Origin of the sequence: Bradyrhizobium sp. SZCCHNS1050 (assembly GCF_032484785.1) — a bacterium.
Classification (GTDB): domain Bacteria; phylum Pseudomonadota; class Alphaproteobacteria; order Rhizobiales; family Xanthobacteraceae; genus Bradyrhizobium.
In genome coordinates, this window is sequence record NZ_JAUETR010000001.1 from 4297354 (window position 1) to 4320759 (window position 23406).

Consider the following 23406-nt stretch of genomic DNA (forward strand, 5'->3'; position numbering starts at 1 on the left):
CGTTGAGAATAGCGCGCAAAGCGCGAGAAGACAATGGTTTGCGGATGACCGGCGAAGCGAGATGCCGGGGATGCTGCGCTTGTGAGGAAATCGATCTTGTGAGGAAATCGATAATGGCGCGCGCTGTCTATTGTGTTTTTGACGTCCACCTCTGGTCGCAGCCGTTCGTTGCGGCCGATTTTGATCCACGGGTTCACTTCCTTTGGTCCTCTCGTGATTATCGCGAGATGCGCAGCCAGGGGGCCAAGATTGAGCTCGCGAACCTTGTCCTTCTTCCACTGAATGATGAATTCGACCTGCGTCGGAATCACTTCTGGCCGCGCTATCAGGCGGTCGCTAGCAATATCCCGGGGACCATAACCTCGTTTGGAGATGCCTGCGATCTCGTGTGGCCTCTACGCTGCAGGCCCAAGAATCTCGACTTAACGCTTAACGAGGCCGTGTGGCACAAGGCGGGGAGAGTGCGGTCAACCATCTGGCTGTGGCCGTTCGGCTGGTCTTCCATGCTCGAGATCGACCTGCCTGCAGACGATGAATTTGACGGGCTGCTGGATATTGGAATCGCGTTGCGTGAGAAAGACCCGGCGCCTTTGCTCTTGAAGGGGAAGGCGGTCGGGGTATCAGGCGCGCTTGCTCATCTCTCCCAACTCGTCAGGCAGGATCTGTGCACGCCGGCCGCACAGGGAAAGGCGATGGAAACGACCCGCCTTCCGCGCTACGTAGTCTGCGCGCTTGAACTGTCGAAAGGATTTCAGATCCGTGAGAACATTCCTGTAGCGGATCAGATGCTGTTGATCGGGGCCGTGCGTGGACAGGAACTCGACCTTGCCAAGTTTCTCAGCAATCGTCCGCTATTTACTCGGCTCGGCTACGGCAATTTTGCCGTTACCGATTTCGATGCGGGGACCGCAATCGTGCAGCGGCATTGGCAGGACCGGCCGGGCACAAAGCTCGAAAGCAATCATTGCTTCTACGTCAACACACGAAACTTTTTCTCGATTTTTCTGACACTTCACCGAATGATCGCCTACATCACCGTGAAATCAAAGGACGATGCAAGGGCGGTGGCGGCCGCATCGGTGCTTGCGTCGTTACCTATCGAGTACCATAACAAGCTCTGCTCGGATTTCGCAGCCAAATACGCGCCGCTGCACGGCGTTCCTGTTGCCGGCAATAAGAGTCCCGCTGGACCAGCTTCTTGAGGCAACCGTGTGCAGTAGTCGATACGCTGATCGTTCAGTGGATCGCAGGTCAAGGTGCGGGGACATGCGAGGCGGTCTTGGGCTAGGTGTGCCGCGTCCACATGTGCGTCGTAGGCCTTGCGGCGTATGCGGCGGGCTCAACGCGTCAATCGGCACCAGGTGCGCCTCGAAACATGTCCAAGACATCGTTCCACATTGCCGGCGTCATTCCCATTTCGTGGCGCACGTCCGGATAGAGCCTGAAGTGCGCGTCCAGCCCGGCAGCGTGGTACAGCTGCCGTGCGGGCCAACCAGCTTAACGACCGGCTCTGCGTCCTCGCCGCACGTGAAGCCAACCGTGCCATACAGACGCGTGCGGCTGTCAGGGCTGTTGCCGAAGGAGGGGAAGATCTCGCCGCACACGCTGCGCCACACGGCGGCGACGTGGCTCATGCAGCGGCACGCTATCCGGGGCAGGTCTCAGGCCTTCTCGGAATGTCGGTCAAGGTGCTGCTCGACACCTTCGGCCATCATCATCCCGGACTGCATGCGCGAGGCCGCGGCCGCGATTACCTCGAGGGATCGCAAGCAGAACGTTTCGGTGGTCGAAACGGTGGTTCACCTCGAAAAACACTTGGCGCGTGAGCCGTAAACTCTTGAGCTCATTGGTGGGCCCGGCAGGACTCGAACCTGCAACCAGACCGTTATGAGCGGCAGAAGATCAATCGGCTCCGTTGATCTTGCTGCGTTTTCATGCCGGATGGATCGCGTTCGTTGTGTTTTGTCCTCGTTGTTTCTGGTGCGAAACTGGTGCGGTGCCCGGGAAGGCCCAAGCAAGCCAGATCATTCTTGACTGCTGATTCTTAATCAGCGGGTCCTAGATCCGATGCTTCGCGACTCACTCTCCAGCGAGGTTACCCGTCAGCTCAAAAGAGGCTGTGTTGCGCCGGTGCGACCGGGTGTCATCTGCGCTTTAAATCCGCGCTTCACTATCGGGCTCTCAAGTAAAAGGCGAGCGACATGGCCGATATCACCCTCAACCAAGCCGTCGGAGACGAACGGCCGATCGAGCCGGCCGGACGGCCGAACCTGGACAAGGGCTTCAACCCACTGACCCTGATTTTCTTCCTCGGCATTCTTGCCGCGGGACTGCTGTTCGTGGCCTACAGCATCTATCTCGACGTCGACGCCACGGGCGTCAAGGTGACTACATACCTTCCTTATATGCTGCTGTTCGTCGCGCTGCTGATTGCGCTCGGCTTCGAATTCGTCAATGGCTTCCATGACACTGCCAAGGCGGTGGACGCTGTGATCTATACTCATTCGCTGCCGGCCGAGTTTGCCGTGACGTGGTCCGGCTTCTTCAACTTCCTCGGCGTGCTGCTCTCGATCGGCGCGGTGGCGTTCGGCATCGTCTCGCTGCTGCCGGTCGAGCTGATCCTCCAGGTCGGGTCGAGCGCCGGCTTCGCTATGGTGTTCGCGTTGCTGATCGCAGCCATCCTGTGGAATCTCGGTACCTGGTATTTTGGCCTGCCGGCCTCGTCCTCGCATACGCTGATCGGATCGATCATCGGCGTCGGCATCGCGAATGCGCTGCTGCGCGGCCGCGACGGCACCTCCGGGGTGGACTGGAGCAAGGCGATCGAAATCGGTTATGCGCTGCTGCTGTCGCCGCTGGTCGGCTTCATCTGCGCCGCGGCGCTTCTCTATCTGCTCAAATTCCTCGTTCATAACCCGGCGCTCTACGCCGCCCCGGAGGGCCCGAAGGCGCCGCCATTGTGGATCCGCGGCCTGCTGATCCTGACGTGCACGGGCGTCAGCTTTGCTCACGGTTCAAACGACGGTCAGAAGGGCATGGGCCTGATCATGCTGATCCTGATCGGCACGGTTCCGACAGCCTATGCGCTGAACCGCACGCTGCCGGAGTCGTAGATCGCCAAATTCCAGGAGACCTCGCAGGCCGCCTCCAAGGTGGTCGCGGCGAAGGCGCCGGTTACAACGTGATCGGTGATCCGCGTCCCGCGGTGACGCTCTACGTCTCCCAGCGCAAGATCAATGAGGGTACCTATCCCTCGCTCGCCGTGCTGGTTAAGGATGTCGGCGACCAGGTGCAGACCTATGGCTCGTTGAACAAGGTGCCTGCTGACGCCGTCGGTAATACCCGCAACGACATGTACCTGACCTCCGAGGCGATCCGCTTCCTGATGAAGGACAAGGAGAACGATCTCAACAAAGACGAGATCGGGACCCTCAACGCGTACAAGGCCTCGCTCGACAGCGTCACCAAGTTCATCCCGACCTGGGTCAAGATCGCGGTCGCGATCGCGCTGGGGCTCGGCACCATGATCGGCTGGAAGCGCATCGTGATCACGGTCGGCGAGAAGATCGGTAAGTCGCATCTGACCTATGCGCAGGGTGCCTCGGCCGAGCTGGTCGCCGCTGCCACGATCGGCGCTGCCGACGTGTTCGGTCTGCCGGTCTCCACCACGCACGTGCTGTCGTCCGGCGTGGCCGGCACGATGGCGGCCAACGGCTCCGGGCTTCAGATGTCGACCGTGCGCAACATGTTGATGGCTTGGGTGCTGACGCTGCCCGCCGCGATCCTGCTCTCGGGATCGCTCTACGTGATCTTCAGCCGGATATTCTGAAGATGTGCGCTGACAGAGCGGCCCTCGCTGCTGTGACCGTGCCGCCTCTCGAAGGACTGGTGTGGGCCTTCCGCTTCACGGCGGATGGCGCACCCCAGGCGCTGGGCCACGACGTCCCGCTGCATCTCGACCATGAAGGGTGGTATTGGCTGCATTTCAATCTGGCCGATGCGCGGGCGTTGCACTGGCTGGCCAATGCTGAGCCGTCGCCGGCTGTCCGGGCGCTGCTGCTGTCGAAGGAGACCTATCAACAGTTGCACGGATCCGACGCATGCGTGCACGGCGTGATCGCCGACCTGGCGCGCGATATCGGCGGATCCACCGAAGAGGCGGGATTGCTGCGCTTTGCGATGACCGAGCGTCTGCTCATCAGCGGACGTCATCAGGCACCGCATGCGGTCGACGTGACGCGACGTGCGATCGAAGGCGGTCAGCGGGTTCAGAGTGCAGCCGTGCTGTTCGAGCAGATCGTCGAAAACGTCGCCGAAGCCATGGAGCGCATCATCGAATATGTGATGCATCCAGGTGGCGGAAGGCTCAATCCCAACAATCCAACGCAGACTCGGCGAATTCCAGATGCGATCGTATTCGGCCTGCGCACGACCACGACGTTCTGAACAGGCAATACATCCTCATGGCCAAGCCGCGGATGCCGCGCGCTCGATTTCGAGTGTGACAATTTCATGAATGATCCAGCGCAAGACCTTTGTGGTCGATGGCTGTTACGAAGCGCTTCATCAGACTGCGACATCAGCCCATGAAGACAGACATCGTCAAAGAGCTCGGACAGCCCGACATCCTGTTGCCGCAACTGGTTGCGGAAGGCTTGGCGGCGAACGATCGCATCAAGCTCCGTCTCAGTGCGCTGCAGGCGGCGGCACAACATGCAAAGCAACCGCGCGGCAACGTGCCTGATCTCACGATGGAGAGTCGCGCCGCCGGAATTGCGCCTGCCGCGCTGGTCACGCTGATCAGCGGAGCTCATCTCGCCGGCGACGACAAGGTCGTTGCACCGGGACTGGCGCCTTTGCTGAAGAGCATCGAGGGCGATATCGTCGCGATGATCAGCGCGGCGGCCGCTGGCGATCCGGCCGAAGGCCAACACTTCGAAAAGCGCCTGGCTTCGATCCGCAGCGCCGGTCATCTCGACGCGACGCCGGAAATCGAGATCGCCCGCATTGGTCGTCTTACGGGCGTGGACCATGAAGGGCCGGACAGCCTCCATCGGCTGGTGATGGATCTGCACAAAGCTTTGAACGGTCTGGCCGCAAGTCAGTCAGAGGCGGTCATCGCGGGGGCCCATGTGTTCGGCATCCAGGACTCCGATCGCGCTCCGATCGCGAGTTTCATGCGTGGCCTCAACGAGACACGACCGCTCAAGTTCAACCATCCTGGGCTGGATGCGACCGCGATACGGGCGGGCGATCGCCTGGTGATTCAGAACGACATCGGCACCACCGATGCCCATGTGATCGTCATCGTCGTAACGGCAAGTACTGTCACGATCACCTATACCGACATTCATCTTGCGCGCGCGAAATTCTTCGTGTCGCTGTTCGATGGTCGGCCGCTGAAATGGAGCGGGTTGGACAAGCATGCCGCCGCCGGACTCGAGGACGACGGGACCTTCTATCTCATCACCGGATCCTACGAGTATGGCAGGCCTGATGATCGAGACGAATTGCTCGCCGTCATCGGTGCGTCGCTGGTGTTCTTGATCGACTGGAACAAAGCCCGCAAGCTGCTGCGCAGCTGGGTCGCGAAGAACGATGCGGTACGGATCCTGGAGTGGGCGGCTCGCCAGCGGATCGGCCACCGCGGCTTCCTGGAACTCGGCGGCTACGAACTGCTCGGTGCAGCCGTTCGTAGCGCGGCTCCCACGCGCATCGGCTTCGGCGAGAGGCTCGATCAGGTGCTGGGACGGGACGGCGCGGTCAGCTTCCTCAAGACGGCATTGCAGATTTCGACCGAGGCTCTGCTTGGAGGTCAGTCCTCGCGGCTGGCGCGTGACCGGATCGGCGCCGACCTCGTCAGGCATCTCGATCGCGTCGATAGCGCACTGCTTGCCATGGTACTCCGACAGATCGGCCTATCGCGCGATGTCGCTGCGCTCGTTCTGCAATCCTTGTCCATGATTGATCCGGATCCGGTCGCAGTCAGACAGCTAGCGGAACGGGCTGGCCGGATCGAGCGCAAGGCCGACAAGATCGCCATCGAAGCGCGTGCTGAAATTGCACGGCTCAATGCGAAGCCAGTCATCGGCGAGCTCGTTGATCGCATCGAGCAGACGATCGACGAGCTGGAACAAGCCGCGTTCATCGCGTCTTTGGCGCCGGGGCCGATGAAGCCGGAGATCAGATCCGCGCTGGGAAGTCTGGCCTCCATCACCGTCACTGCAACTGAGCAGGCGGCGTCTGGACTGGCTGCCGCCGCAGAGGTCCAGGAAGGCCGCCGCGCGGATTCGGAGGATGCGCTTGCGGCCGTTGCCCGGCTGATGGATGCGGAGCATGAGGCCGATGCCAGGGAGCGCGAGATCACCGCGAGCGTGTTCTCCGGCGGGCTCGACGTCGCCGCATCGCTGGCTGCGCTGGAGCTCGCGCGAGCGATCGAGCGCGCAACCGATTGTCTGGCGGGCTTCGGCCACCTGCTGCGACGCTACACGATGAGTGACCTCTCGGCTTGAGGAATGATGTGATGATGATCGTACGGATCGGTGATGGCCGACGTGAGCTGCCCACGGCGGAAGACATCGGCGCAAAAGCGGCCAATCTCGCCAGAATGGCGGCGCTGGACTTGCCGGTTCCGCCTGCCTTCGTGCTGCCCGTGCAACTTTGCGCGGACGTGGTGGCCGGGAAGGGCCACGCAACGCGCCAACTGGTCGAAGGACTGAAGGAGGGGATCGCCTTTCTCGAGCAGACGACCGGAAAATCGTTCGGCTGCTCCCGCAACCCGCTGCTCGTCTCGGTCCGCTCTGGCGCCGCGCGGTCGATGCCCGGCATGCTGGACACTGTTCTCAACGTCGGCTGTACGTCCCGCGCCGTGCGCGGTCTCATTCGCGCGACCGGACGGCTCCGCCTGGCATGGGACTGCAGGCGGCGCCTGCTCGAGAGCTACGCCGAAACGGTCCTCGGGATCGATCCCGCTCCGCTGGCCGAGCGTCTGAACCAGATGATTGCTGCCGAACGCGTCAGCAACGATCGCGAGCTGGACAGCGAGGCGCTCGAGCGCCTGGCTTCCGATGAGCGCAAGCTCTTGGAAGATTTCGACGACGACGGCTGGCTGGAGGATGCCGCGCTCCAGCTGGAACGTTCGGCACGAGCCGTCTATCGATCCTGGACCAGCGAGCGGGCACAGACCTATCGCGGCCTGCAGGGGATGGAGCATCTGAAGGGCACTGCCGTCACCGTGCAAGCCATGGTCTTCGGTAATGGCGGCACGTCGTCCGGTGCGGGTGTCGCATTCTCGCGCGATCCCTCGACAGGAGCGCGCGAGCCGGTGATCGACGTGCTGTTCGATTCGCAGGGTGAGGACGTCGTGTCCGGCCGACGGACGCCGGAGACGGAGGCGGCTCTCGTGCGGGCGCTGCCGGCGGTGGCGGAGCAATTGCGCGCCACGCTCAAGCGGCTCGAGGGCGAATTTCGCGATGTGCAGGACGTGGAGTTCACGATCGAGGAAGGCCGGCTGTGGATCCTGCAGACACGAGCAGCGAAGCGCACCCCGTATGCTGCGACCCGCATTGCGGTCGATCTGGTGCATGAAGGGCTGACCACGCGCGCGGAGGCGATCGGAAGGATCGAAGGTATCGACCTCACCGCGCTCACGGAGACCTCGCTTGTCGCAACCGGGCAGCCCGCAGCCGTCGGAATTCCGGCGTCGAGCGGCGTCGCAACCGGACGAGTTGCATTCGACAGCGCTTCCGCAGAGCGGCTCGCGGCATCGGGCGATCCAGTCATCCTGATGCGTCATGACACCAGCACCGCTGACGTCGCCGGTTTTGATGCCGCCGCCGGGATCGTCACCGCCGTGGGTGCTCGCACCGCACATGCGTCGCTGGTCGCCCGACAGATGGGCAAACCATGCGTGGTCGGGTGTGGCGCGATCCGGGTTGATGGCGAAGCTCGTCAGGCGCGCATTGGTGAAGCGGTCATTTCCGCAGGTGATTGGATCACCGTCGACGGCAATGCAGGCTGCATCTATCTCGGTCGCTGCGAAATCGTCGCGCGGCGGCCTGAAGCCGAACTCGCGGAGCTGGCGAGCTGGCGCAGCTTGCAGGATTCCGAGTTTGACGGAGCGAACGTGGTCGCGGCGGCACCGGCTGCCTGATCGGCGGCAGCCTTTGCGGCAGAACTTTCGGACGGAGCACAAGGAAAAGCGGACGGTCTCGAATGCCCGTCATATCTCCGTGTTAAGCTCATAACTCGGTCATGGTCTAACATTAGCCTGCAGGTGTTCCAGAGCGTTCGATGGGGAGGGAGCGTCACCATCAAATTGCGGCTGTGTCGGCCAGGAGCGGCGTGCTGCATCGTACCGTCTTGCCGCTGCTGGTCGCCATGGCGTTCATGCTCGTCAATGCGGCGGCGAGTTTGGCTGTCGAAGCCGGCAGCCCAGGCGACGAGCAGCCCCGCTTCTTTACAATTCCAGCGCAGCCACTTGCGGCGGCGCTACAGGCCTTCGGCCAGACGGCTGGAGTTCAATTGCTCTATGAAAGCAGGTCGGCTGAAGGACGACAGTCCGCGGCGATCGACGGACTCTATACCTCCCGTGAGGCCTTGATCAGGCTCCTGGCGGGCACCGATCTCAAAATCCAATACAGCCGCCCTGGAGCGGTGACGCTGATGCTTGATGCTCCGACCGGTTCCGATGGTGTCACGCCACGATTTGGCGCGGATCTGTCGCTCGGAACGCTGCACGTCCGGGGCGAAGCGGCGAGCACGTCACACTCGCAGGAGTTCAGTGACTCGGTGCGGAGGGATGTCCATAACGCGCTGCGCAGCAACCCCCGGACGCGCGACGGCAACTATCGCGCGGTCGTGAACCTGTGGATCAACAACGAGCGCACCATCGAGCAGGTCGAGGTGGCCGCCACATCCGGCGATCCGGCGCGGGATACATCCTTGATCGCGGCATTGCGTGGGCTCACCATGAGTCGCCCACAACCGCCCGGAACGGCGCAGCCGGTCCGTGTCGGCGTCAGTGTCCGGACGTACTGACGTTTCGGTTCTCGCTTGGTCGACCGTCCCGCCGTGGACGTTGGCGGCGGTCATGCGCTCAGGTTGCGTTATTCGACTGGATCGCGCATCCGGCCGGCACGCGGCGTCGACATTCCGCCGATCGCGACCGAAACTCTTTCGGTGCCGGTCCCGATCAATCGTCTGTTTACCAGTGAACCGACCCACAGCGGCGCGCGTCCCGGACGCGCGCTTGGAGGTGAGGTTGCGCGCGCCGGAAATCAGGAGCGAACGATGTCGCAGGGCAGGTCGATGCACGCGAGGCGGGCAGCAGTGGCGATCACGTGCCAGCGACGTGCTGTGCATGCGGGCGACAGCGGCCGGCGCTCGCCGGACATCGGGGTACAGGCGCCGGCTGCAGGTCCCGCCGTCGCGTACCGGCACGCTGCGTGCGGGGCGCATACGTCCCGCTTCAAGCGATTGGTATGGCTCGGTTGCGTGAGTGCAATCGCGCTCTTCTTGAATGGCGCTGCCGTCCAGGCGCGACCACTCGGTGCGTCGGGGGCGGCGTCGGCTGCCGCCGCGGCGAGCGCTGCAGCCTCGGCCGCCTCTCAACAGGCAGCAACGATCGCAAAGCAGTCGCAGGATGCGATGACCAAGGCTGCAGCCATGCTGAAGGCGATGCAAGCGGCGCAGGCTGCTGCCCGCAATGTCGCGACGACCGGCACGTCGAACAGCCTCGGCGTCGGCCTTCCGGCTGTGACCGACGGTTTGTCGCCCGGCGGCCTCGTGGTCGATCCACGCGTCGTGAACGCTTCCCAGGCCGGCACGGCCACCAACCTCTGGAGCGGAGCCGACCAGCCGGTTCAGTCCGCGAGCAATGGCCAGACCACGGTCACGATCAAGCAGACCGCCTCTCAGGCGATCATGACCTGGTACCAGTTCAATGTCGGCAAGAACACCACACTCGTTTTCGATCAGAAGGGCAATCCCGGCTGGGTTGCTCTCAACCGCGTGGATGCGACCGGCAAGCCGAGCCAGATCCTCGGCAACATCAAGGCCGATGGCACGGTTCTGCTGATCAATCCGAACGGCATCATCTTCGGCGGCGCCAGTCAGGTGAATGTCGGGTCACTGATTGCGACCACCCACGATATCGCTGGAACCTCGACCGCTGCTGCCTCGGCCTTCTCGGGTACCAGCCCGAACTACAGCCTGCAGAGCGTCACCGCGAACGGTACGTCGTACTCGTTTGCCGCACCGGCCAACGAGAGCGGCGCTAACGACTTCTTCCTGCAGAGCGGGCTTTTCGTCACGGCCGCAACGAACTCCAACGGACTCTCGGTGGCCAGCGGCAAATCTGCCGTCTTCGTGATGGGCGACCAGACGCTGGGATCGCTCGGCGGCGGCGGCATCGTGGTGCAGCCGGGTGCGAACATCACCGCCAACCCCGGTGGCTCGACGACCAGCAACGGCTATGTAGCGCTGATCGGACCTACGGTCACCAATTCCGGCACGCTGACCGCCATTAATGGCCAGATCGTCCTCGCAGCTGGAAGCGGGATCGTGCTCACCGAGCCGTTCTCGTCGGCGACCGGGGTCAAGCAGGCGCTGACGGCGACCTCGTTCACGCCGGGCACGACCACAGTGTTTGTCAACGTGGCGAATCAGGACCAGATCGCGCTCTCGGCGGCGATCGCGACCAAATCTCTCACCACGGTTTTGCCGAATGGCGGCCTCGTTACCAATGATGGCCTGATCGTCTCCAACGACGGTGCGGTCAGCGTGGTCGCCGATAGCATCCGCCAACTCGGAGTGATCGAAGCTACGACGAGCGTCACCCGACCTGGGTCGATCGGTCTGAGCACATCCTACACGGCTCCGACGGCCAACGGAGCGATCGGGAGCATCGTGCTCGGACCGAGCAGCCTGACGACGATCCTGCCGGACGAGACCAGCAGCACCATCCCCACCAATACGGCCACGTCGACCTATTTCGCGGCCAACATCCAGCCGCAGATCTCGATCAAGGCGAGCGGTGACGTCGACCTGCAAGGCACTGCAGATGGTGCTGGAGGGGCGTTCCTCAGGGCGCCCGGAGCGGCGGTCGAACTGGCGGCCGGAGTTCTGTCAAGTGGGACGAGCGGCACCGTTCTGATGGAAACGGGCAGCAGCATCGACCTGTCAGGTCTCGTCGGCGTGACCTTGCCGACTTCCAACTACATATTGAGCTTTAAGGTGACTGCTGCCGAGGTCGCGGATACGCCGCTGGCGCGGGGGCTGATCGGCAGCACCGTCACGATCGATGCACGGCTCAGCGGAACGCGGGCCGACGGATTTTCGTGGGTCGGTTCGCCGCTTCTCAATGCCCAGGGCTTTACCGGCCTGATTCCGAAGACGATCGAAGAGTTGCTGACCGTGGGCGGCAAGCTCACGATCACTGCGGGACAGAACGCGATCACGCTGCCTGGTTCCTCGATCAACCTCTCCGGCGGCTATGTCCAATATGCCCCGGGCTTCGTGGCCACGACACGGGTGGTCGGCTCCAACGGCCGCGTCTACAACATTGGCAGCGCGCCGTCCGATCTCAGCTACACCGTTCTCAGCGGCTTCACGGTCGATCATGCACGCTGGGGCGTGACCGAGACCTACGCCAGCATGTTGGCGGCCGGCTATTATGATCCGGGCTACGTCTCCGGCCGAAGCGCCGGCTCCGCCGGCTTCACCGCGGCCGCGCCAATTCTGGAAGGATCGTTCGTATCGGGGATCGTTGTCGGTGAGCGCCAGCGCGCCGGCCTCGAAAGCATGCCGAATGGCGCAGGACTCGGCGTGACCCTGTCGGGCACCAACAGCACGACCTACACAGTGTTGCTCGAACCGCGGGCCGACGCCGGCCTGGATCCGTTCGGCATGTCGACGTTCAAGCTCGGAACATCCTGGTCTCCGACGCTGGTCGCGCTTGCCGACGGCACGCTGGCATTCCCGGTGTTCAGCGACCTCCTCACATCGTCAGCCTTCCGCAGTGTCAGCATCAACACCGGCAGCAATGCCATGCTGCAGATGACCGCAGATGCCGCGCTCACCGTGCTGCCCGGTGGCAGCGTGACGCTCGGCAACGTCGAGCGGGTCGACGGGACCATCACGGCGCGCAGCGGCAGCATCGTCCTGACGGGATCGACCATCGACACCGGGCTCGCCCGATCCGTGGCGGTGCAGGATCTCCTCGTCACGGGTCGGCTCGATGTCAGCGGACTGTGGATCAACGACAGCGGCGCCGCTAACGGCTCGCTGCTCGGATCCGCCTATGTCGACGGCGGCTTGGTGACGATCAGCACGACGGCGGACATCGTCCCCACGATCGGAGCTTTGATCGGATCGGGAACGACCACCTCCGGAACCGACCTTAGCAAGACGGTCGACAACATCGTCAGTGCGACCGACGACCTCACGCGCAGCATCACGTTGGCGAAAGGAAGCGTCATCGACGTCTCGAGCGGGGGCTATCTCGATCGCGGCGGTGTCCTTAAGAGAGGTGCCGACGGGGTGCCGCTCGGACGAGGTGGAAGTCTCAGCCTCAATACCTACGTCTCGTCTCGTTCGTTCCTGCTGCCGACCTATGACGTTGCGAAGACTGCGATCCTGGACAGCTCAGGAAAAGTCCTGGTGAATGCGGGCGGCACCTTCTATCACGCGTCGGCTACGCTGGATCTCGGCACCGTCATCTTTACGCCGATCCAGAGTGGCTATCGTGCCAACACCTATATGCAAGGGAGCATCTACGCCCAGAGTTTTGCCGGGGGAGGCACTTTCACACTCAAGGCGCCCTACCTCCAGGTCGGTGGGACCGACACGGTCTCCTATGCACCGGGTGAGACCCAGAGTGGCGGCGTCGGCCAGATCAACCTGCCGACCTCCTTCTTCAGCAAAAGCGGGTTCGGCAGCTACGCGCTGATCGGGCTGGCGGAAGCCAATGTAGCCGCAAACACCGCGCTGACGCTGCAACAGTCGAATCTCCTGACCCCGGCTCCCGGATCGCTGGCAGGGACCGCGACGAACGCTGCAAAGGCGAGCGATCTTGCCCAGGCCGGGACCGTGATCGATGGCCTGCGCAAGCCGCTCAATCTGTCGCTCACGCAGTCCGGCATCGATCTGTCCCAGTCCGGCTTTGCGAACGTGACCGGCGGTATCAATGTCGGCGCGGGGACGACGATTACCGCCGATGCCGGAGCAACAGTGAGCTTGGTCGCCGATCAGGCCGTGAGCTTTAAAGGCAGCATTGCCGCCGGGGCGGGCGCCACGGTCACGATGGTCTCGAACAATGCCGCCTTGACCGTCGCCGGCAGCGTCAAGGCGCAAGGCGGGGCTATCAACCTCGCGAGCGCTGGCAACCTCACGATCGCCGCCGGCAGCATGCTCGACGTGAGCGGCGTGTTCGTGCCCGATCCGACAGTGAGCCGTTATACGACCGGAACGGTCTATGATGGCGGCACGGTCACCCTGCTCAGCAACGCCACGGTCGAGGTGCAGCCGGGTGCCACGATCAACATTGCCGGCGCGGCGGGGGTGATCGAAGTCCCCGTCGGGCGCGAGCTCCAGACCCAGGCGGTGTGGAGCAATGGCGGCACGCTGCAGATTGGAGGCGTCACGGTCTATCTCGGTGGCACCTTGTCCGCGGCCGGAGGCGCGCCGCTGGCCACGGGTGGATCCCTGTCACTCGGTGATTTCGCGTTGCCGGGGACGCTTGCGTCCTATGGGTCGATCATCTCCAACATCTACAACGCCGATACGCAATCTGTCATTGGCATCAGGTCCGGCATCCTGATCGCCCAGAGCGGTCTGGCGACGCCGTCCACGACTGTCACGCTCACCGCCGACACGATCAACAATAGCGGACTCAGCTCCGTGTCGCTCGCGGCCGGAGGATATTTGGGCGTGCAAAATAAAGCCACGATCGGGTTTGCCGGGTCGACGGAGATCAGCGTGCCAGGATCGCTGGTGCTTCACAGCGGAAGCAACCTGATCAGCATCCTGGCGGCCGGCGCCAAATTGGCCAATCTCAATGATACTCCGACGAGCGTCGGTGGCGCGACCGTCACGCTCGACGCCGGTTACGTCCGGCTGGCAGGGAGCAGCTATGAGCAATTCCCCTCTCCCCCCGCAGCGAAGAACTTGGCGGACGGCACGCTCTATGTCGGCTCGGACGGCGTATCCCATGGCCGCTTTGTCACGCAATGGATCGATCTCCAGGGTGACCTGTCACTGGTGAATGTCGGCAATGCCACGCTGACCACGGCCGGCGCAGTGCGGCTGCTGCCCGGCCGCTATGGCAGCGAAGCTGTTGCGCCCACCGGCACCACGCTCGGCGGCTACTTCGTCACGCCCGGTCGGCTCACCATCACGGCGTCCGAGATCTTTCCAGCCACGAGCACCGCCTTCCTGCTGATGTCGACGATGAGCGTCAGCGATTCCTCGCCGACGCTGACCATCAGGCAATATGCTGGTAGCTCGCCGACCGCGCCGCTGTCGGCCGGCGGCACGCTCGTGCTCGACGCGCAGAACATCGAGCAGGACGGCACGCTGTGGGCGCCGCTCGGCAACATCGTCATCGGGCTGCGCTCGGCCGCCGACATGCCGCTGGCGGTGACCCAGTCGATCGTGTTGACATCGGCAACGGCCTATTCGGGCGCACTGGCGCAGACCCAGTCGGTGACTCTCGGCGCCGGCAGTCTGACCGCGGTCTCGACCGGCGGTCTCGACATCCCCTATGGAACGACGGTCGATGGCGCGACCTGGTACTACGGCATCAATCTGAACAATAGCTCTAGTCCCGTTCCCCAACAAACCGCAGCGCCGGCAAAATCGATCAGCGTCTTCGGCTCCTCGGTCAAGCTGGGCGGCAGCATCGATGCCAGCGGCGGTGGCGACGTGTACGCGGTCGAATATGTCCCGGGCACTGGCGGGACCCGCAACGTCCTGCTCAACTATCAGACGGTTTCAACCGTCACCTCGAGCGGCACGACCACCAGCTTCACGTCGACATATGCCGATGGACGTCAGGTCTACGCGCTAGTGCCGGCCTACGAGGCCCAGGTGGCCGCCTACGACCCGGCCTTCGCCACCTATCCTTTTTATTCCGGGAAGAGCGTGACGTCCGCCGGTCTCGTTGCAAGCGGGAGCAAGCTGTCCAGCTTCCCCGCTTCGGCCTTGAACAATGCCGCCGGGATCGCGCCGGGGACCTCCGTCACCTTGAGCGGTGGCAACGGAATCGCGGCCGGCACCTATGTGCTGCTCCCCGGCATGTACGCGACCTTGCCCGGCGCCTACCGGGTTGTGCAATACGCAGCCGGTGCTGCAGCATCGACCGGCAGCTTCACCGGGGCCGACGGCTCGGTCTATGTGACCGGCTCTTTCGGCAATGCGATCACGGGTGCCCGCTCGTCGCAAACGGTGCTGTTCCAGCTGCAATCGCAGGCGGTCTGGGGACAGTCCTCCAAGATCAACATCACCAGCGGCACCAGCTATTTCTCGAGCTACGCGGCAAACAACGGCCTCGCGCCGACTGCTCTGCCGGTCGATGGCGGACTGCTCGTGATCGGTGCCACCAGCCGGCTGAGCCTCGGCGGCACCAACAATTTTGCCGCCGGCAGCAGCGATCTGGCGCCGGCGGTCCAGGGGGCGACCGGGCAGATCGACATCGCGGCCGCGAACATCGCGATCGTCGCCAGCGATCGGCTGGGCCAGTTCGGCACCGTCGCCGCCGATGGCAGCTTCACGGCAAGCGCGGCGTTCAGCAATTATCTGTTCCTGGATGCCGACCAGATCAGCAATCTCGGCGCCGGCAGCGTGCTGATCGGCGGCACCGCGTCCGTCACCTCGCCGGGCTCGATCACGGCGATTGCCACGAATCTCGAGGTCGCGTCCGATGCACAGCATCAGCTCGTTGGTCCCGAGCTGATCCTGGTCACCCAGGCCGGCGGCGCCAGAGGACTCACCGTCGATGCCGGCAGCGTGGTTACCACCAAGGGAACCGTATCCGGGACCAGCCGGAACATCACGCTGAGTGGGGACGGCGCATTGCTGCGGGTGTCGAACGGCCGCATGGTTTCCGTTACCCGCAGCGGCGCCACCGGCACCGGGAGCTTCGCCATCGGCACGGCTGTTGGAACGGCGCAGCTCGTGGCCGGCGCCGGCGTCGTGATCACGGCCGGCAATTCGCTCATGGTCGATACCAGCGGCTCGGGTGCGTTCGCGCCCGATTTGGCGAACAGCAATGGTGCGTCCACGACCGGCGTCACGCTCAAGGCGCCCAACCTGTCGATCGCCGCGAACACGTTCAATTTCGGTCCCGAGGGCCTGGCGGCCAGCGGCCTCAATCTGACGCCCGGTCAGTTCAACAGCCTGTTTGCCGGGGCCACGTCGGTGACCCTGCGCAGCAATACCGGATTCGACTTCTACGACCAGGCCGGCCTGACGCTCGGTGACGCCGCCAATCCGATCGGCACGCTGACCTTCGACGGCTCCGGCTTTTACAGCATCGGCAGCAACACGAGCGGGGCTGGCGCCACGGATTGCTCTGCCTACTGTGCCACCATCGCGGCGACCAACATTACTCTCATCAACAGCCGCGGCGCGTCCGGCGTCAGCGCCGACCCGACCGTCGTCGCCGGCGCAGGCGGCACGCTCAACCTCAATGCTGCCAAGGTGATCACCGCAGATGCCGGCGCCAAGAGCTTCGGCGGGTTCAGTAAGGTCAACTGGAACGCTTCCGACGGCATCGTCTTCACCGGAGCAGGCAGCATCGATGCGGCTGTCGCCACCGCGACGGCAAAGTTCAACCTCAGCTCGGTCAAGATCAACAACGCTGGCACGGGATATACCAGCGTGCCGACGGTGACGATCTCCGGCGCCGGCGGAACGACGGCGACCGGCACCGCGCTGCTCGGCATCGTATCGTTCAACGTGTCTACCTCCGGCAGCGGATCGAGCTATCGCAACGGTGATCTGATCACGATCAAGGACTCGGTCACGGGAGCCGTTGCCACCGGAACGGCCGTCATCAGCTCCACGGGCGCCATCACCGGCGTCAACATCATCTCCGGCGGTTCCGGCTTCAGCGGCGTCCTCGCCAACTTGACGCTGACGGTCTCTGCCGGCTCGGGCTCCGGCGCGGCCATCGGCACGACAGCCTCACCCACCGTGGGGCTTCAACCGCAGTTCGGTGTGGTCGGCGTGAACGTGACAGGAGGCACAGGCTACACCGGAATTCCGACGGTCACGATTTCCGGCGGCGGCGGCTCCGGTGCCTCCGTGCAGGCGGTCGCCACGGTTAGTTCCCTGACGGTCGCCAATGGCGGCACCGGTTACACGAGCGCGCCGCTCGTCACCATCACCGGAGGCGGCGGCGCCGGTGCGGCGGCGACGGCCACGCTCGGCGGCACGGGCATCTCCGGGCTGACCCTGACCAATGGCGGAACCGGCTACACCAGCGTGCCGACCATCTCGATCTGGGGCGGCTCCGATCTCACGCTGTCGGCGCCTGACGTCGTGGTGAAAGCCGGCGCCAATCAGACGGTCACCGCACGCGGCAATCTCGTGGTGCAGGGAAATGGCGCCAGCGTGTTTGCCGCCGACAACAGCATCAGCGGCAAGCTGGCGCTGACCGGGGCGTCGGTCACGGCCCGGAACGGCGTGCATATCGATGCCGCCGGCGGCAAGGTCAGCCTGACTGCGGCGGCGGGGGACGTCGCGCTCACGTCCGGCGCCGCGATCAACGCCCAGGGCTTGCGGCTGCCGGTGAACGATCAGTTCATGGATGCGCCGGGCGGCAGCGTGCAGCTGATCTCCAGCCTCGGCAATGTCAGCATCGTCGGCGCGACCGTCGACGTGTCCAATCCCTATGCCGGCTATGCCGGGTCGCTCGCAATCCAGACCGGCAACAACGGCACGACCGGCACCGCCACGCTGGCGGGCACGCTCAATGGCGCAGCGCGGTTCAACGATCTCGGCGGCACTTTCAGCCTGCTAGCGGGCAACCTGAACGGCACGCTGCCGCTCGACGGCGCGACGCCGAACTTCTCGAGCAGTTTCACGGTGAGCTTGCAGAGCGGCAACATCGAGCTTCCGGCAGGCGCGACACTGACGTCGCGCAACGTCCAGCTCACTGCCAATGGCGGCAGCGTCAATGTCGGCGGCACCATCGATGCGCGCGGTCTCAGCGGCGGCCAGATCTCGCTGTTCGGAACGGGAACGTTGCCGTCGTCATCCGGCTGCACGAGCTCCTGTGGCGTGTGGATCCAATCGTCCGCGCGGCTGCTTGCTAGCGCCGTCACCCAGGATGATGCCGCCTTCAGCCGCTATTCCACGCTCGACAACGGCGCCACCAATCCCAACGGCGGCACCATCACCCTCGCCACGACGGGAACGCCGACGCCGAACGCCTATGATCCCACCTACGGCTTCGAGCAGGTGGCGAGCGCCAATTCCGGCTGGATCAAGGTCGATGCCGGCGCGGTTCTCGACGTGAGCGGCGGGCCCACGGCGCCAGCCGGCCAGGTCATCGTGCGCGCGCCACTGCTCAGCGACTCCACGGTGAACGTGCGCTTCAAGGGCAACGTCGTCACCAACGGATCGACGTCCGGCGGCGGCCTGGCGCTGAACGCCTATGCGACCTGGAGCACCACGGACGGCACGACGGCGGGCCGCCATTTCGACGGCATCATCGATCCTGCCGGCTGGTTCGACGGCACGGGCACGCGGGTCGCCGGCACCGTGATCGCCGGAGATACCATCAGCTACAGCTCGACCTCGACCTTCACCGCGGTGCCGACGATTCTGGTGGGTGGCGCCAGCGGGGTGGCCACCGCGATCATGACCACCCAGGCGGGGAATCTTACGCCGACAACAGCCAACAAGGGATCGGGCTTCGGCACAGCGAGTCGAACTTGCAGGGGCGGCGGTGCGACATTCACCTGTTATTCCGATGCTGCCATGACGCTCAATCCGGTCGTCGTGACATTGACGGGCGGCGGCAGCGGCAGCGGACTGGTCGTGAAGTCGCTGACCTTCATTTCGGGTGCCGTCAGCACGGTCACTGTGGATAACACCGCCGCCATCGGCTATACCAGCCCGGTCACGTTGACCGTGACCGGGGGCACGACGGCGGCAACCGTGACAGCCAACCTGCTCATCGCAGGCCTCGTTCCCACCAATCCGAACACGACCTACGCCACTGCTCCGGCCGTGACGGCCAACGGTGTGGCTCTCACCGCCAAATATACGGTCCAGCAATCCTATTCGCTGTCGCAGACGACCAACGTCGCGCAGGGCATCGGCATCTTCGTGCCGACCACGGCGAACGCCGATCACGTCAATTTCTATCAGACCACGCTGACCGGCTTCGTTCAGAAGGCGCTCGCGGGCTCCGTCAGCGCGGGCGACGGCGACGCGTTCGATTTCGCCAGCGGGCTCGGTGCCATCCTGCACGTGCGTCCCGAGCTCGTGCTGTCGAACCCGTCATCGTCGATCAATGCCGGCAACGTCACGGTCGCCAGCAACTGGAACCTCGGCGGCGTGAAGGGCCTGACAAACGCAACAGCATTCACGGCCGTGAACGGCACGTCGGTCGCCGCGAATACCGTCATCACCGACGTCGCCGGCAAGCTTCTCGCCAACTACACGAACTACACCGGGCAGCTCGTCGCCACGGCCAATACGCCGCTGGCTTATCGAACTGCTGCCGGGGAGCCCGGCGTCCTGACCGTGCGTGCGGTCAACGACGTCGCCGTCAAGGCGACCATCAGCGATGGCTTCTACGAGACACGGGACTACTTCGGTGGATCCGTTGCCGTGGCCGACCTGATCGCCAACAATCCGGCGCTGTCGGGCAAAGTGGCCGATTACAATACGACGGCCGCAGCGGATCTGATGTCGCGAGTCCAAGGCGTCAACAATGGCTCGTTCTCGATCAACCTGGTCGCGAGCGCGGCTTTCACCTCCAATCGCGACACGACGGTGAACCCATACGCGGTCACACCTGTGTGGGCGCTCACCGGCGCCTTGACCGGCAATGTCAATATCGACGGCCACGGGAACTATTTCTTGTCGGCGACGAAGCTGCTCATGATCCCGACATTGGTACGCACAGGAACCGGCAACATCTCGATTGCCGCGGCCGGCAATTTCCAGCTGCTCGATCAATTGGCTCCGGGTGCAGTCTATACCGCGGGCGCGGCGACAGCGACGCCCAGCGATTTCACGCCGTTGACGCTCCCGTCCAACTACAATTGCTACGGCTGTTCCAATGGAAGCGTGAACGTGCCGACCTGGGCCGCAGGCGGTGGTTCGGTGTCCATCAGCGCCGGGCAGTCGATCATCGGGGTGGAGACGCCGATCGACAATGCTGCGGGATCACAGACCGGAACGGCCTATCAGTATATGATGCAGCTGTGGAGCAATTGGTACTTCCATGGCGGCTGGGGCAATGGGACGTCGACACCATTCGCCAATTGCACCGGCGTGGCAAGCTGCCAAACCACAGCTTGGATCAACTACGCGTCGTTCTTCCAGGGCATCGGTTCGCTCGGGGGCGGCAACGCGACCCTGGTGGCGGGGAACGACATCAAGCAGATCGGGGTCTCGCTTCCCGAAACCCTGGTCGTCGCCGGTGGCCTCACCGCCAGCGATCCGGCGCACATGGTCACCTATGGCGGCGGCAACCTGTCGGTGCAGGCCGGCGGCAACCTTCTCAGCGGCGACTTCCTGGTCGGGCTCGGCAGCGGTCGGATCAAGGTCGGCGGCTCGATCAGTGCGGACCCCAACTCCGCGCTTTCGGCGACGATCCGGACCGGAAATTCGAACGCGACCGCCAAGGCGAGAACGACTTCGCCGACCGGTAAACCGCTTGATCTGATCCTCGGCGCGCAGAACGGATTCATCAGCGCGATGGCCGGCGGCAGCATCAACCTCCTGTCCGTCTATGATCCGGCGCAACTGCCCGTCGTTTCCAACGTCGCCCTGCCAGCAGCGTCCAATCTGGCGACGTCCTCCTGGATGGGCACGCCTTTCACCAGTTACGGGGCCCAGAGTGGCGTCTCGCTAACCAGCGTCTCCAGCGACATCACTCTCGCAACCGCGACTGCGGGCACATTGGTGCCCAAGGGCACCAACGTCTATGGAACCAGCGTTCCTGGGATTTACCCCGCCACCTTGGACGTCACGGCCCTCAGCGGATCCATCCTCGTCGGTGCCGTGGGGCAGAGCATCAATATCATCCCAATCCCGAGCTCCACCGGGACGGCTTCGGGAACGCTGTCGCTAATGGCGGCCCAGTCGATCAATATCGGTGCCGCCTCAGGGATCTCCATGCTGGATCTGGCGACCGGAGCGTCGAGCAGATACGTGCATAGCGCCGCCACCGGTCAAAGCTACATCAATCCGCTCGGGCAAACCTTTGCCGATCTGACCCAGGCGCTGCACGCCAATGACCCGGTGCCGGTGATCATCGCCGCGGGACAGGATATCACTATAGCGAGCACCGCCGCCATCGCGCTGATCAAGCCGGCCGCCATGACCGCGGGTAACAACATTCTGTCTGAATTAGCGATCAGGTCGGCTGTCGACGGTGTCCCGCAGACCAATGCCGGACTTGCGACCATCACCTTCCAGAACAACAATGTCAGCGACGTCACATCTCTGGTGGCGGGAAACTCCATCATCGGCGGTTCCTATGTTCTCTACGGTCCCGGCTCGTGGCTGATCCAGGCCGGGCGCAACATCGGTCCGCTCCGCCAGAGCCAGAACGGCTACGCGGGCCTGGTCGCGGCAGGCAATGGCACCAACTATGGCACCAATACGGATGTTCCGGGACAACTGGTCAAATACCTGCCGAACCAGAGCGCCGACATCTATGTGATGGCCGGCGTCAGGCCGCAGCACATCGACTACGCGGCAGTGATCGCCGAATATGTCGATCCGGCCCGGTCGGTCACCAGCGGGATCGATCTGTTGCGGCTCATCGCCGCCAGGCTCAACGACGGGATTGATCCGTCCAAGTCGTGGGACACAGCCACCCGCGCCAAGGCATGGAGCGACTTCAATGCGCTTGCCGTAGACAAACAGCACGGCTTGGTCGATCAGGCGCTGAGCGGCTATTTCGGCACCGGCGCGCGCGCCAACTATATCGCCTTCATCAACACCTATATCGCGCCGACGGCGCCGGATGTCGGCTTCGATTTCCTGGCCGACATCGCCGGCGTCCTTGGAATCACGAAGGACGCCGCGAGTGCGAGGTTCGCCACCATCGCCGCCGGACAGGATACGCCCAGCTTGCGCGAGAAGCTCGCCATCGTCAGCAGTTTCAACGACTTCCTCATCCGGGTCGGCAAGGATCGCAACGATCCGGCCAGCGCGTATGCCGGCGAGTATGGCCGCGCCTATGCTGCGATCTCGACCCTGTTCCCGGCGGCGCTCGGCTATACCGACAACCGCCCCGTCAACGGCGTCAACGGCGCAGCCAATCGCGTCGTGACAGGCACGATCTCGCTCGGCGGCTCGGTGCTCGAGACACAGATGGGCAGCGACATCAACATCCTGGTGCCCGGCGGCAACATCAATGTCGGCCGCAATGGAAGTGACCTGCTGAGTCCCATTCAGGAAGGAATTTTCACGCTCGCCGGCGGGACGATTCGCGGCTACAGCGACGGCACGATCCAGCTCGCGCAGAGCCGGGTCATGACCATGCAGGGCGGCGACATCGACCTGTTCTCCGCCAATGGCGACATCAACGCCGGGCAGGGCTCCAAGACCTATGCGGCCAGTCCGCCGCAGCAGACCATCTGCGACGCCAACGGCTATTGCTACCTCAATCCGACCGGATTGGTGACCGGCGCCGGCATCGCCGCGCTGGTCACGCGGATGGGGCAGGACCCGAGCCAGAGCGACGTCAACCTGTACGCGCCGACCGGCACCATCGACGCCGGCGCGGCCGGAATTCGCGTCGCCGGCAATCTCAGCCTCGGTGCCGCGCATATCCTCAACGCCTTCAACATCAACGTCCAGGGTGCGACGACAGGCCTTCCGACCGTCGCGCCGCCGCCGGTGGCGGCCTTGACCCTCGGCAACAACACGGCGGCCGCGCCGCAGAAGCTCGCGCCGTCGCAGCAGTCGTCCACTGATGCGCGGCCGTCGGTGATCATCGTCGAAGTGCTCGGCTATGGTGGCAGCGGCCAGGGCAGTTCCGGCACCGACACGCCTGCGCGCAACGGCGCAGGCCAGAGCGGCAACAACAGCGGCGCCATGGCGCCTCAGAGCGGTGGATCCAAGCCCGAGGCCTGCAAGGATGGCGCGGCGGAGTGCCGTCCACAGCCGTGAGCCGGCGTCATATGGCTCCGCGCGAGCAGGCCGGTAACGTCA

General features: G+C 64.1%; 7 protein-coding genes and 1 pseudogene. All 8 read left to right on the forward strand.

The genetic code is table 11. The features are described from left to right. Positions 1-113: 113 nt before the first annotated feature. The 8 genes and pseudogenes from QX094_RS19490 (at position 114) to QX094_RS19525 (ending at position 23364) form a co-directional block, all read left to right on the forward strand. Positions 114-1202: a hypothetical protein gene (locus QX094_RS19490; RefSeq protein ID WP_315750187.1), complete on the forward strand. Its 1089-nt coding sequence runs from the start codon at positions 114-116 to the stop codon at positions 1200-1202. A 279-nt stretch (positions 1203-1481) separates the two neighbouring features. After that, positions 1482-1826 (forward strand): hypothetical protein, encoded by a 345-nt coding sequence (locus QX094_RS19495; protein WP_315750188.1) that lies wholly within the window; start codon positions 1482-1484, stop codon positions 1824-1826. Positions 1827-2201: 375 nt separating this feature from the next. Beyond that, a pseudogene (locus QX094_RS19500) lies at positions 2202-3829 on the forward strand (inorganic phosphate transporter). Further along, positions 3757-4446, forward strand: coding sequence for a CorA family divalent cation transporter (locus tag QX094_RS19505; RefSeq protein WP_315718475.1), 690 nt, complete (start codon positions 3757-3759; stop codon positions 4444-4446). The pseudogene QX094_RS19500 and the gene QX094_RS19505 overlap by 73 nt, the downstream one beginning before the upstream one ends. A 140-nt stretch (positions 4447-4586) precedes the next feature. Continuing rightward, the gene (locus QX094_RS19510) at positions 4587-6512 is read left to right on the forward strand and encodes a hypothetical protein (protein WP_315718493.1); all 1926 of its coding nucleotides are present in this window, start codon (positions 4587-4589) and stop codon (positions 6510-6512) included. A gap of 11 nt (positions 6513-6523) precedes the next feature. After that, entirely contained in the window at positions 6524-8152 is a 1629-nt protein-coding gene (locus tag QX094_RS19515) for a PEP/pyruvate-binding domain-containing protein (protein ID WP_315718476.1), read from the forward strand. 191 nt (positions 8153-8343) lie between these two features. Further along, positions 8344-9039: a TonB C-terminal domain-containing protein gene (locus tag QX094_RS19520; RefSeq protein ID WP_315718477.1), complete on the forward strand. Its 696-nt coding sequence runs from the start codon at positions 8344-8346 to the stop codon at positions 9037-9039. Between the two features lie 609 nt (positions 9040-9648). Continuing rightward, the gene (locus QX094_RS19525) at positions 9649-23364 is read left to right on the forward strand and encodes a filamentous haemagglutinin family protein (RefSeq protein WP_316188093.1); all 13716 of its coding nucleotides are present in this window, start codon (positions 9649-9651) and stop codon (positions 23362-23364) included. Positions 23365-23406 lie beyond the last annotated feature (42 nt).

Bases quoted from the DNA above. Each gene is read 5' to 3' on its own strand.
- QX094_RS19490 (WP_315750187.1), top strand. From the start codon at position 114: ATGGCGCGCGCTGTCTATTGTGTTTTTGACGTCCACCTCTGGTCGCAG.
- QX094_RS19510 (WP_315718493.1), top strand. From the start codon at position 4,587: ATGAAGACAGACATCGTCAAAGAGCTCGGACAGCCCGACATCCTGTTG.
- QX094_RS19515 (WP_315718476.1), top strand. From the start codon at position 6,524: ATGATGATCGTACGGATCGGTGATGGCCGACGTGAGCTGCCCACGGCG.
- QX094_RS19525 (WP_316188093.1), top strand. From the start codon at position 9,649: ATGACCAAGGCTGCAGCCATGCTGAAGGCGATGCAAGCGGCGCAGGCT.